Origin of the sequence: Pseudomonas delhiensis (genome assembly GCF_900187975.1) — a bacterium.
GTDB lineage: Bacteria > Pseudomonadota > Gammaproteobacteria > Pseudomonadales > Pseudomonadaceae > Pseudomonas > Pseudomonas delhiensis.
Map to the genome: position 1 here is coordinate 42,265 of NZ_FZPC01000023.1, position 12,699 is coordinate 54,963.

At 68.0% G+C, this 12,699-nt stretch carries 8 protein-coding genes and 1 pseudogene; 8 read left to right on the top strand and 1 reads right to left on the bottom strand.

What is annotated here, in order from left to right:
• Positions 1–216 precede the first annotated feature (216 nt).
• Complete coding sequence (gene epsC, locus CHC02_RS20615) at positions 217–1,167, top strand: serine O-acetyltransferase EpsC (protein ID WP_089393296.1); 951 nt, start codon at positions 217–219, stop codon at positions 1,165–1,167.
• 602 nt (positions 1,168–1,769) lie between these two features.
• On the opposite strand, the gene CHC02_RS20620 is transcribed toward epsC, so the two are convergent.
• A complete protein-coding gene (locus CHC02_RS20620) occupies positions 1,770–3,110 on the bottom strand; it encodes a chloride channel protein (RefSeq protein ID WP_089393297.1) in 1,341 nt (446 codons plus the stop codon).
• Between the two features lie 470 nt (positions 3,111–3,580).
• On the opposite strand from CHC02_RS20620, the gene tssB reads away from it, so the two are divergent.
• The 7 genes and pseudogenes from tssB to tssH all read left to right on the top strand — a co-directional run bounded on the left by tssB (position 3,581) and on the right by tssH (position 12,698).
• Positions 3,581–4,081 carry a type VI secretion system contractile sheath small subunit gene (gene tssB, locus CHC02_RS20625; protein WP_089393298.1) on the top strand — a complete coding sequence of 167 codons (501 nt, stop codon included), beginning with the start codon at positions 3,581–3,583 and terminating at the stop codon, positions 4,079–4,081.
• Between the two features lie 22 nt (positions 4,082–4,103).
• Positions 4,104–5,642, top strand: coding sequence for a type VI secretion system contractile sheath large subunit (gene tssC, locus CHC02_RS20630; RefSeq protein ID WP_089393299.1), 1,539 nt, complete (start codon positions 4,104–4,106; stop codon positions 5,640–5,642).
• Between the two features lie 23 nt (positions 5,643–5,665).
• Positions 5,666–7,021 carry a type VI secretion system baseplate subunit TssK gene (gene tssK, locus CHC02_RS20635; protein WP_089393300.1) on the top strand — a complete coding sequence of 452 codons (1,356 nt, stop codon included), beginning with the start codon at positions 5,666–5,668 and terminating at the stop codon, positions 7,019–7,021.
• Positions 7,018–7,689, top strand: a complete 672-nt coding sequence (tssL, locus tag CHC02_RS20640) for a type VI secretion system protein TssL, short form (RefSeq protein ID WP_089393301.1) — start codon at positions 7,018–7,020, stop codon at positions 7,687–7,689. The genes tssK and tssL overlap by 4 nt, the downstream gene beginning before the upstream one ends.
• A gap of 2 nt (positions 7,690–7,691) precedes the next feature.
• Positions 7,692–9,449, top strand: a complete 1,758-nt coding sequence (locus CHC02_RS20645; RefSeq protein ID WP_208604347.1) for an OmpA family protein — start codon at positions 7,692–7,694, stop codon at positions 9,447–9,449.
• Positions 9,450–9,461: 12 nt separating this feature from the next.
• A pseudogene (locus tag CHC02_RS20650) lies at positions 9,462–9,953 on the top strand (Hcp family type VI secretion system effector).
• A gap of 108 nt (positions 9,954–10,061) precedes the next feature.
• Complete coding sequence (gene tssH / locus CHC02_RS20655; protein WP_089393302.1) at positions 10,062–12,698, top strand: type VI secretion system ATPase TssH; 2,637 nt, start codon at positions 10,062–10,064, stop codon at positions 12,696–12,698.
• Position 12,699: the final 1 nt, after the last annotated feature.

Here is a 12,699-nt window from a genome sequence, read left to right on the forward strand (position 1 = left end):
ACCGGCGGCGGTGAAAAATACGTAAAGGAGGGGCGCGATACCGGGGCTGGGCTTGCGCGCGTCCGCTTGCCGGCATCCCGGCCCCTGGCATGAGCTTAGAACCGGCAGCGATTTGCCGGCGGGCCCGGGAAACCTCAGGATAGACCGGCGAGGGTGACGAAGGCTCCCCAGCCGGCCTACGCTTGGAAAGAACCACGGCATTGGAAGTAGCGATACATGCACGAGATCGGCAAACAGAACGAAAACAACCCGGTGAGCTGGCAGCTGGAGCGCATCGTCGAAGAACTGCGCGCGGCGCGCAGCGAGTGGCGTAGCCGCAGCGGCCGGCCACGCGAGCAGGGTGGGCGCGAGTTGCCCTCGCGGCGCTCCATCGAGGAAATCGTCGAGCGCCTGGCCAGCGCGCTCTTCCCCATGCGCCTGGGGCCCAACGACCTGCGCGAGGAGAGCGAGGACTTCTTCGTCGGGCGTACCCTGGACAGCGCCCTCAACGCGCTGCTGATCCAGGCCCGCCTGGAGCTTCGCTACAGCGCGCGCCAGCGCGGCGAACCGGAGGATGGCATCGAGGCGCGGGCGCAGGACATCGTCCGCGACTTCGCCCTGGCCCTGCCGCTGCTGCGCCAGCTGCTGGATTCCGACGTGCTGGCCGCCTACCAGGGCGACCCGGCGGCGCGTAGCGTCGACGAAGTGCTGCTGTGCTACCCGGGCGTGCTCGCCATCATCCACCACCGCATGGCGCACCACCTGTACCGCGCCGGCCTGCCGCTGGTGGCGCGGATCATCTCGGAGCTGGCGCACTCGGCCACCGGCATCGACATCCACCCCGGCGCGCAGATCGGCGGCAGCTTCTTCATCGACCACGGCACCGGCGTGGTGATCGGCGAAACGGCGATCATCGGCGAGCAGGTACGCATCTACCAGGCGGTCACCCTAGGGGCCAAGCGCTTCACCGCGGACGAGACCGGCCAGTTGCACAAGGGCCAGCCGCGCCACCCCATCGTCGAGGACGAGGTGGTGATCTACGCCGGCGCCACCATCCTGGGGCGCGTCACCATCGGCAAGGGCTCCACCATCGGCGGCAACGTCTGGCTGACGCGCAGCGTGCCGCCGGGCAGCCAGATCAGCCAGGCCAGCCTGCAGCAGCAGGCCGGCGACGCGGGGCTGGATTAGGCAACGGCCTGTCGTTTCCCTCACAGGAGCAATTTGTCTCGCGGCCCGCGCCGAAATGCTCTTCGTAGGAGCGAGCTTGCTCGCGAACCGCATGGCGCCGTGTTTGTTCGAGAGCGGGCTCGATGGCAGCCACTGATGTAGGCGCAACTGTCTATTGGGCTATTCCCCTTCGGGCCAGCGCAAGCGTTGTTCGCGATGGAGCCGTGTGCCGCGTTCGCGGGAATGACGAAGGTGCGAGGATGACTCCGGCCTTTCCTCCTGCAGAGGGCAGCCCCCTCTCCCGCAAGCGGGAGAGGGTCGGGGAGAGGGCGCTCTTGAATCCAACGCCTACGTCACCGGGAGGCACGCACGATTGTAGGACTCCGTCCGCGATTGGATCCGCCGGCCGCAGGAGCCGTCGGCATCGGTACCCCAGACGACGGCCGATAACGCCGTAGGCGTTATCGGCCCGGAGTCCAGGCCCGGCTGCGGCACATGGACGGGGTGCTGGAAAACCGCGAATGGCTGGCCGGGGCCTTCTCCATCGCCGACATCCTCATGGCCGACGTGTTGCGCCTGGTCGAGCACTCCAATGGGCTGCGGTCGTACCTGGCCTGCAGCGCCTACGTCGGCGCCGGCGCCAGCTTGTCCAGAATCTGCCGCGCCAGGGCGTGGTACAGCGAGACCGGGGCGATCCAGCCGGAGACGGTGGCGGCCATGACCGTGGCCGCCAGCATGGGGATGAGCAGGTCGGGGCTGTGGGAGAGTTCCAGGACGATCACCGAGGCGGTCAGCGGCGAGCGCGTCACCCCGGCGAGGTAGGCGCCCATGCCCAGCAGCGCGCAGGTCTGCGGGTTGACGTCGGGCAATTGGGCCAGCAGCGGGGCGAAGGCCGCGCCTATGCTCAGCGAGGGCGAGAACAGGCCGCCGGGGATGCCGGCGAGGTAGGACACCACGTTGGCCAGGAACTTCCACAGCAGGAAGCTCTGCTCGGTCATCGGGTGGCCCTCCAGCAGGGCGCGGGTCTCCTCGTAGCCGGTGCCGAACACGTGGTTGCCCGAGGCCAGCCCCAGCAGCGCCAGCAGCAGCCCGCAGGCGCCGGCGAAGCGCACCGGGAAGCGCTCGCGCAGGCGGCACATGCGGCCCAGCCAGCCGGCCCGGGTGGGCAGCACCAGCTTGACGTAGAGCCCGCCCAGCAGGCCGCCGAGCAGCGCGCAGGCCGGTACCTCGCTCCAGCCCCAGCCCGCCGGCAGGCTGCCGCCGATCTCGCCGAAGTAGGAGTAGTGGCCCATCAGCCCGAGGGTGACGGCGCCGCCGATCAGCACCGCGGTCAGCACCAGGCCGCTGAAGCGCTGCTCGAAGGTTCGGCTGAGCTCCTCGATGGCGAACACGATGCCGGCCAGCGGCGTGTTGAAGGCCGCGGCGATGCCGGCCGCGCCACCGGCGAGGATCAGCCCGGCGATGGTGCGCCGGCCGTGCAGCCCCAGGCGCCGGCCGAAGGCGTAGATGACCGCGGCGCCGACGTGCACCGTGGGCCCTTCGCGGCCCACCGAGCCGCCCACCAGCAGCGCGCCCAGGGTGAAGAGCATGCGCACGGCGGCCACCGGCAGCGCCAGCACCTGGGCGCGGAAACGCCGCGAAGGCGACTCCAGCGCGGCGATCACCTGGGGAATGCCGCTGCCCTTGGCCTCGACGAACCAGCGCTGGGTGACCCAGGCCAGCAGGGCGAAACCCGCGGGGGTGACCAGCAGCGGCAGCCAGGGGGCGACGCCGAGCATGCGCTTGAACAGGGCGAAGGACTGGTCCGCCAGCCAGGCGAAGGCCAGCGCCACCAGGCCCACCAGCAGCGCGCCGACCCAGAACGCCAGGCGCTGTCGCCATTCCAGCCAGCGGGGCCGGCGGAAGCGCCGGGGGTGGGCAGGGGAGGCTGGTTCTGCGTTGGCTGGGCTGGGTTGCTCGGACATCGACGGGGCCTGGATCGGGGGCAAGCGCCGATTATGGCTGTCTTGTTATCGCCTTGCACTGCGTGACCAGGCGCTCCGCGCCGGGATAGGCGGGATAAGGCGGTACTTTGTCGTCTGTTTGCGAATTTCAATGGGTGATCAGTGTAGCCTCCTTCCTACATAAGTTTGGGACAAGTCTTATTTCATCTCTCTGCTCGCGTCGATAAGCTCGCAAATGGCTGATCTACGTGCGCAATGCCCTGATAATTTTATCGGGCGAAAAGCGCATATCCGATCAGTTGGAAATCCCGGCATCGGTAGTCCTCAGTGAGAACTACGGAAATGTCACCGCTCTAATAGTTCTTTCTTTCAGAAGTAAGAAATGGAGTTCGCGATCTTCGGATCGGGCTGTTGGCGCGCGCCTTCCCGCCATTGCCATGAATTCCAGCCCGTTTGACTCACCCCTCACCAGGGAGGTATCTGGAGTAGTCATGGCTTCGAACAGTTTCCAAAACGAAGTGCCCAAGGCACGGGTCAATATCAAACTTGACCTTCATACCGGCGGTGCGCAGAAAAAGGTCGAGTTGCCACTCAAGTTGGTGGTGATGGGCGACTACAGCAATGGCCGCGAACAGCGCCCGCTGTCCGAGCGCAGCAAGGTCGACGTCAACAAGAACAACTTCAACAACGTGCTGGCCGACTTCAGTCCCAGTGTGAAGTTGGCCGTGCCCAATACCCTGGCCGACGACGGTTCCGACACCAGCATCGAGCTGACCTTCCGCAACATGAAGGACTTCGAGCCCGAGCGGGTGGCACGGCAGATGCCGGAGCTGCGTGCCATGCTGGCCATGCGCAACCTGCTGCGCGACCTCAAGTCCAACCTGCTGGACAACGTCACCTTCCGCCGCGAGCTGGAGCGCATCCTCAAGGATGACGCCCTGAGCGACAAGCTGCGTGCCGAACTGGCCCAGCTCGCCCCGCAAGATCGCTGAAGACCAATTCAAGGAGAGCCCCATGTCCGCCGAAGGGACTGCCGCGCAAACCGGTAGCGCGAGCGTATCGCTGCAAGAAAACCAGGGCGTCTATGCGAGCCTGTTCGACAAGATCAACCTGAGCCCGGTGTCGGCACTGGGCGACTTCGAGGTCTACCAGGACAGCGATGCGCTGTCCGAAGCCTCCGCCGACGAACGCGTGACGGCCGCGGTCAGCGTCTTCCTGGACCTGCTCAAGCAGTCCTCGCAGAAGGTCGAGCGCCTGGACAAGAACCTGCTGGACGAGCACATCGCCTCGCTGGATGCGCAGATCAGCCGCCAGCTGGACGCGATCATGCACCACGGCGACTTCCAGCGCGTCGAGTCGACCTGGCGCGGCGTCAAGTCGCTGATCGACCAGGTCGATTTCCGCCGGAACGTGCGCATCGAGCTGCTGGACATCAGCAAGGAGCACCTGGTGCAGGACTTCGAGGATGCCCCGGAGATCGCCCAGAGCGGCCTGTACGTCCACACCTACACCCAGGAATACGACACCCCCGGCGGCGAGCCCATCGCCGCTGCGATCTCCAACTACGAGTTCGACCGCGGCCCGCAGGACATCGCCCTGCTGCGCAACATCTCCAAGGTCGCGGCGGCGGCGCACATGCCCTTCATCGGCTCGGTCGGGCCGGCGTTCTTCGGCAAGCAGAGCATGGAGGAGGTGGCCGCGATCAAGGATATCGGCAACTACTTCGACCGCGCCGAATACCTGAAGTGGAAGTCCTTCCGCGACACCGACGATGCGCGCTACATCGGCCTCACCATGCCGCGCGTGCTCGGCCGCCTGCCCTACGGCCCCGACACCCTGCCGGTGCGCAGCTTCAACTACATCGAGAGCGTCAAGGGCCCGGACCACGGCAAGTACCTGTGGACCAACGCCTCCTTCGCCTTCGCCGCCAACATGGTGAAGAGCTTCATCAACAACGGCTGGTGCGTGCAGATCCGCGGCCCGCAGGCGGGCGGCGCGGTCACCGACCTGCCGATCCACCTGTACGACCTGGGCACCGGCAACCAGGTGAAGATCCCCTCGGAAGTGATGATCCCGGAAACCCGCGAGTTCGAGTTCGCCAACCTGGGCTTCATCCCGCTGTCGTACTACAAGAACCGCGACTACGCCTGCTTCTTCTCCGCCAACTCGGCGCAGAAGCCGGCGCTCTACGACACCGCCGATGCCACCGCCAACAGCCGCATCAACGCGCGCCTGCCATACATCTTCCTGCTGTCGCGCATCGCCCATTACCTGAAGCTGATCCAGCGCGAGAACATCGGCACCACCAAGGACCGCCGCGTCCTGGAGCTGGAACTCAACAACTGGATCCGTGGCCTGGTCACCGAGATGACCGACCCCAGCGACGACCTGCAGGCTTCGCACCCGCTGCGTGACGCCAAGGTGACGGTCGAGGACATCGACGACAACCCCGGCTTCTTCCGCGTGAAGCTCTATGCCGTACCGCATTTCCAGGTGGAAGGCATGGACGTCAACCTGTCGCTGGTTTCGCAGATGCCCAAGGCCAAGGCCTGAAAAACGGCTTCAGGGAAGAACGCATGAAGATCGATCGCCCCTTGTGGGGTGCGGGGACCCTGCTGTCCCCGCAGCAATTCCAGCAGCAGGCCCGCTGGGAGGCCTGGACCAACGAATGCCTGGCGCGGCTGTCGCGGGTACATCCCTGGGGCGTCCAGGTGGCCTCCTTCGACCTGGACGCACTACGCCTGGGCAAGCTCAAGGCCACCCGGCTGCGCGTGCGGCTGCCGGATGGCACGCTGGTCGACAGCGACGCGAGCGACCGGCTGCCACCGGCGGTGGAGCTGGCCCGGCTGGCCACGGAAGAGGTTGCCGTGGCCACGCTGCTGCTGGCATTGCCGCTGGAGCATGCCAATGGCGGCAACTGCCTGACGGGGGAGGGCGCGCCCTCCCGGCCCACGCGCTATCGCCAGGATTGGCGGGAGGTGCAGGACCTCTATGGCGAAGAAAGCCAGTCCATGGCCGCGCTGGAACACATGCTTTCGTTGCGCCTGGACAGCGATGAAAACGCCGAGTACCTCACCTGCCCGGTAGCGCGCGTGGTACGCGACGGCCAGGGCGTCTGGACGCTCGACCCGCAGTTCGTCCCGCCGCTGCTCAGCTTCGATGCCCAGCCCCAGTTGCTCGCCCAGCTGGACAACCTGATGACCCAGTTGGCGGCCAAGCGCAGCCGGCTGATGGGCATGCGCCGCGAGAGCAACCAGCGCATGGCCGACTTCGCGGTGGCCGACGTCTCGCTGTTCTGGCTGCTCAACGCGCTGAACAGCTACCAGCCGGTGCTGGCGGACCTGCTGGCGCACCCCGCGCGGCACCCCGAGCAGGTCTACCAGGAGCTGATCAAGCTGGCCGGCAGCCTGCTGACCTTTTCCCTGGAGCACGACATCGGTGCCATTCCCGGCTACCGGCACGACCAGTTGGAAGCGGTGTTCCCGCCGCTGTTCCGGCTGATCTCAACGCTGCTGGAGGCCAGCCTGCCGTCGCGCGTCATCGCGCTGGAACTGGAGCAGCCCAATGCGCACCGCTGGCAGGTGGCGCTGCACGATGGCCGGCTGCGCGATGCCGAGGGCGTCGATTTCTACCTGTCGGTACGCTCCAGCCTGCCCGCCGCGCAAGTGCAGGGCCAGTTCCCGCGCCTGTGCAAGGTGGGGGCGCCGGACGACGTCGACCACCTCGTCAACGTGGCCCTGGACGGCGTACCGCTGCTGCCGCTCAGCCATGTGCCCGCGGCTATCCCGATGCGCCTGGGCAACCAGTACTTCGCCCTTGACCTGGCCCATCCCAAGGCGCGAGCCATGCTCTCGTCCGGCGTCTGCGCGCTCTACGTCCCCGGCACCCTCGGGGAAGTCCAGCTGGACCTGTTCGCGGTGCTGCGCTCATGACCCAGGCATTCGGAAAAAAACCGCTGGTGGATATCGACGCACTGCTGCAGGACAGCTACCTGCTGGTCGTGGAACTGCAGCAGAAGGCCTCGGCCAAGGACGGCGCCGAGCTGTGGAAGCACTGTGCGGCCCAGGTCGAACACAGCCGTGCCCGCCTGGCCGAGGCTGGCGTGAGCCTGAACGCCATCGACCGCATCTGCTATGCGCAATGCGCGCTGCTCGACGAGACGGTGATGCGCAACGCCGGCGAGCAGTCCCATGCCGTCTGGGCCGCGAAACCGCTCCAGGCGCACTTCTTCAACCGCCACCAGGCTGGCGAGCAGCTCTACGAGGACATGCGCGCGGCCCTGGCGGAACCGGCGCCCGACCTGCGAGTGCTGACCTGCTACCAGCGCGTGCTGATGCTGGGGTTCCTGGGCCGTTATCGCGACGAGCAGGCTCCGGAGCGGGAGCAACTGCTCGACGCGCTGAACGAACACGTACAACCCTTCGCCGCCGCGGGTGAAGCCCCGGTGCTGGTGCGCGCCGGCGGTGGCGGCTGGCGCCGCTGGCTCGGCATGCCATGGTTGCACCTGGTGGCCGCCGCGATCCTGCTGGCAGGGGTGTGGCTGTTGCTGCACCGGATGCTGGTGGATACCGTGACCACCCTGCTGCCCGGCCAGGTGTAGCGATGTCCATGCAGCTCACATGGGTACGCGGCCTTTGGCTCTGGGCGGGGGCGCTGGCGCTGTTCCTGCTCCTGGCGGTATTGCCGTTGTCCCCGGCCGGGCGCGCGCTGTCGGCGCTTGGCGTGGTCATCGCGGTCGCGCTGGGCTGGTGGCTCGCCGGGCGCAACGTCGCGCGGCAACGCCAGGCCATTGCGCTGGCCGAGGACTGTGCGCTGCCGGCGGCGGGGTTCCGGCAACCGGTGGTGGCGGTCTGTGGCGATGGCTTGCGCGCGCTGTTCGGCGAGGCGCCCGAGGACCAACTGGCGCTGCGCGTCACCGAGCAGGGCTGCTACCTGCGGATACCCAGCCTGGATCGCTTGCCAGCGGTCATCGAATACGTGTTGGCGAACCGTCCGCACTGGGCAGGTCAACTGAGCCTCTTCTATATCGTTGATCCCGCCGGGCAGCAGGACAACGCCTTGCTCGCCGGCAACCTGCGGACCTTCCGTCAGCAGGTGGCCCGCGTCCGCAGAAGCGGAGTGGCCTTGCCCGTGCTGCTGGGCTGCTACCTGCCGAGCCTGCACGGCGCCGGCCCCTGGTTCGCCTGGGAGGCGGAGCGTCAGGGGCTGACGGTTCGCGAGGGTGCGAACCACCTGCCCATGGCCCACTGGCAGCAGCGCCCCGCAGACCTCCCCACGCGCGCCGCGCGCCTGCGCGCCAGCGTCCAGGTCGAGAGCCTGGGCGCCTGGCTGGCGAAGGCGGTATTGCCGCACCTGGCGTCCCGGGAGCCGGGGGAGCCGCCATGCCCGGTGCTGGCCTGTGCGATGACGCTGGTGCCTGGCTCGCCCGCTTCGCCAGCGGGCAACCTGTGGGCGAACTGGCTGCACGAACGCACGGCGCTGGAGCCCTTCGCCGCGGCACAGGCGGCCGGCCCCGAGGCCCTGCCGTTCCCCGATCCCCTGTTGGCCCTGCTGCCCCGCCAGCCCGGCCTCGCGCCTTCCCGCCGCGCGGCGCTGCAGGCCCTGTGGCTGTTCGTTCTCGCCGCGACCGTCGCGCTGTGCAGCTCCGCCTGGCAGAACCGCCTGCTGTTGCGCCAGGTGAGCGACGACCTGCGCCGTTTCCAGGCGATACCCCAGCCGACGACGGTCGAACAGCCCGAACACCGCCTGAAGGAGCAGGCCTTGGCCGTACTGCGGGACGATGCGCAAAGGCTTGACCGCTATTACCGCGAAGGCGAGCCCCTGTCCCTCGGGCTCGGCCTGTACGCCGCCGAACGGACGCGCCCGGCGCTACTGGCCGCGCTCGCCGCCTACCGGGCGCCCGCTCCGACACTGGCGCCGGAAAGGATTCCCGACCCCGTCCGCCTGGACAGCCTGTCGCTGTTCGCCAGCGGCAGCGCCGAACTCAAGGCCGGCTCGACGAAGGTGCTGGTCAACGCGCTGGTGGACATCAAGGCCCAGCCCGGCTGGCTGATCGTCATCGCCGGGCACACCGACGCCACGGGCGACGCGCAGCGCAACCTGGTGTTGTCGCGTGCCCGCGCGGGCGCCGTGCGCGACTGGATGCAGCGCATGGGGGACATCCCCGACAGCTGCTTCGCCGTCCAGGGCTTCGGCGCCGACCAGCCCATCGCCAGCAACGACACACCGGAGGGGCGCGCAGCCAACCGCCGGGTCGATATCCGCCTGGTACCCGAGTCGGGAGCCTGCACGCTCCCGGGCCGGGTCTCGGGCGGCCAACCCCTGCCGCGGCAAAAGCCTGCGGCGCATTTGTCCCTGTAGAAGGAACTTCACATGGCTATTCCAGTTTACCTGTGGCTCAAAGACGACGGCGGTGCGGACATCAAAGGTTCGGTCGACGTCCAGAAGCGCGAAGGCAGCGTCGAAGTGGTGGCGCAGGACCACAGCCTGTACATCCCCACCGACAACAACACCGGCAAGCTGACCGGCACCCGCATCCACACGCCGTTCAACTTCACCAAGGAAATCGACGCCTCCAGCCCCTACCTGTACAAGGCGGTGAGCACCGGCCAGACCCTCAAGAGCGCCGAGTTCAAGTGATACCGCATCGATGACGCCGGCCAGGAAGTCGAGTACTTCAACACCCTGCTGGAGAACGTCAAGGTCGTGAAGGTCGCGCCGAAAATGCACGACGTGAAGGACCCGACCAAGGAGAAGCACAACCACCTGGAAGAGGTGGAACTGCGCTACGAGAAGATCACCTGGACCTACAAGGACGGCAACATCATCCACTCCGATGCCTGGAACGAGCGTCAGAGCGCCTGAGGCCGGCGTTACGGACCGGCGGGCTAGCCGCCGGTCACTCTCTACCGATTGGAATGGCTTTCATGCTCCAGCTGGAGCGACAAGCCTGCCGACAGCAAGGAACGCCCCATGGAACAGTCGTCCGCCCATCTGCTTCGCCGCCTCAACCCCCACTGCGCCAGGGCGCTGAGCGCGGCTGCCTCGCTGTGCCAGGCCCGCGCCCATCCCTACGTCACCATCGAGCACTGGCTGCTCAAGCTGCTCGAACAGGGCGAAGGCGACCTGGCCCTGATCGCCCGGCGCTACGAATGGGACCTGGAGGGGCTGTGGAACGGCCTGCTCGAACACCTGGACCAGTTGCCGCGCAGCGTGCGCGACAAGCCCCAGCTCTCCGCCGCGCTGCAGCAACTGATCAAGGACGCCTGGTTGCTGGCATCGATGCAGGGCGATAACCAGGTGCTGCGTTCCTCGCACCTGCTCGGCGCCTTGCGCGACACCCCCTCGCTGCTGGCCTGCGATGCCGCCTGGCCGCTGCTCAGCGTGGGCGCGCTGCAACTCGAGCGGCTGCTGCCCCTGCTGGACGAGCAATCCGAAGAGCGGCCTCAGGCACAGGCCGAGGCCGCACTGGCCGAACCGACAGCGCAAGCGGAGGGCCCGTCGCCCACTGCGGCCAAGGCCCAGTCGGCGCTGCTCGACCGCTTCACCCAGGACATCACGGCCAAGGCCCGGGCGGGGCGCATCGATCCGGTCTATGGCCGCGACGACGAGATCCGCCAGGTCATCGACATTCTCGGCCGGCGACGCAAGAACAACCCCATCCTGGTGGGCGAGCCCGGCGTCGGCAAGACCGCGCTGGTCGAAGGCCTGGCCCTGCGCATCGTCGAAGGCAACGTGCCGGACGCCCTCAGGGCCGTCACCCTGCGCACCCTGGACCTGGGGCTGCTGCAGGCGGGGGCGGGCGTGAAGGGCGAGTTCGAACAGCGGCTGAAGAACGTGATCGACGCCGTGCAGCAATCGCCGACGCCCATCCTGCTGTTCATCGACGAGGCGCACACGCTGATCGGCGCGGGCAACCAGGCCGGCGGCGCCGATGCCGCCAACCTGCTCAAGCCGGCGCTGGCCCGGGGCGAGCTGCGCACCATCGCGGCCACCACCTGGTCCGAGTACAAGCGCTACTTCGAACGCGACGCGGCGCTGGAGCGACGCTTCCAGATGGTCAAGGTCGATGAGCCGGACGAGGCCAACGCCTGCCTGATGCTGCGCGGCCTGAAGCCGCTCTACGTCAACCACCACGGCGTGCACATCGTCGACTCGGCGGTGCAGGCCGCCGTGGCGCTGTCCCGCCGCTACCTGCCGGGGCGGCAGTTGCCCGACAAGGCGGTCGACCTGCTCGACACCGCCAGCGCACGGGTGCGCATGAACCTGGACTGCGAGCCCCAGGCGCTGGTGCAACTGCGTGCCGAGCACGGCGCACTGGAGCTCGAGCGCCAGGCGCTGGAAGAGGATGCCCGGCTCAGCGGCTCGATGGCCATCCAGCGCATGGCCGACATCGGCGTGCGCTTGTGCGAGCTGGAGCTTGCCCAGCGGCGGCTGCAGCAGCAGTACCAGGACGAGTTGCGCCTGACGCGGCAATTGATCGACGCGCGCCGCAAGGAGCCGGAAGCTTGCCCCGATCTGCAGCGGCAGCTGGCCCAGCTGCAGGGCGACCAGCCGCTGCTGTCGCTGGATGTCGACGCGCGCACCGTCGCCGAGGTGGTGGCCGACTGGACGGGGGTGCCGCTGGGCAGCCTGCTCAAGGACGAACAGGCCAACCTGCTGCAGCTGGAGCACGACCTGGGGCAGCGGGTCATCGGCCAGCAGCCCGCCCTGCAAGCTTTGGCGCAACGCCTGCGCGCCGCCAGGACCGGGCTGGCCCCGGACAATGCCCCCCTGGGCGTCTTCCTGCTGGTGGGCAGCAGCGGCGTGGGCAAGACCGAGACCGCCCTGGCGCTGGCCGACAGCCTGTTCGGCGGCGAGAAGTCGCTGATCACCATCAACCTCTCCGAATACCAGGAAGCCCATACCGTCAGCCAGCTCAAGGGCTCGCCACCGGGCTACGTCGGCTACGGCGAGGGCGGCGTGCTCACCGAGGCGGTACGCCAGCGCCCCTACAGCGTGGTGCTGCTCGACGAGGTGGAAAAGGCGCACCGGGACGTGCTCAACCTGTTCTACCAGGTGTTCGACCGTGGCTTCATGCGCGACGGCGAGGGGCGCGAAATCGACTTCCGCAACACCGTCATCCTGATGACCTCCAACCTGGGCAGCGACCTGCTGCAGGGCCTGCTGGAGGAGCGCCCGCAGGCCAGCGACGGCGAGCTGCAGGAACTGCTGCGGCCCGTGCTGCGCGAACACTTCCAGCCGGCATTGCTGGCGCGCTTCCAGACGCTGGTCTACCGGCCCCTGGATGCCGGCGCGCTCAAGCGCATCGTCGCCATCAAGCTGGGCCAGGTCGCCAAGCGCCTGCAGCGCCACTACGGCATCGCCTGCCAGGTCGACGACGGCCTCGCCGACGCCCTGGTCGCGGCCTGCCTGCTGCCCGACAGCGGCGCGCGCAACATCGACAGCCTGCTCAACCAGCAGATCCTGCCGGTGCTGAGCCAACAACTGCTGCAGCGCCAGGCGCAGCAGCGCAAGACCACCGGCGTCACCCTGGGCTACTGCGCCGACGACGGCATCGCCCTGGAATTCAGCGAAGAGCCTTCGGGGCTCGAAGGTGCGGAGGCCTGAA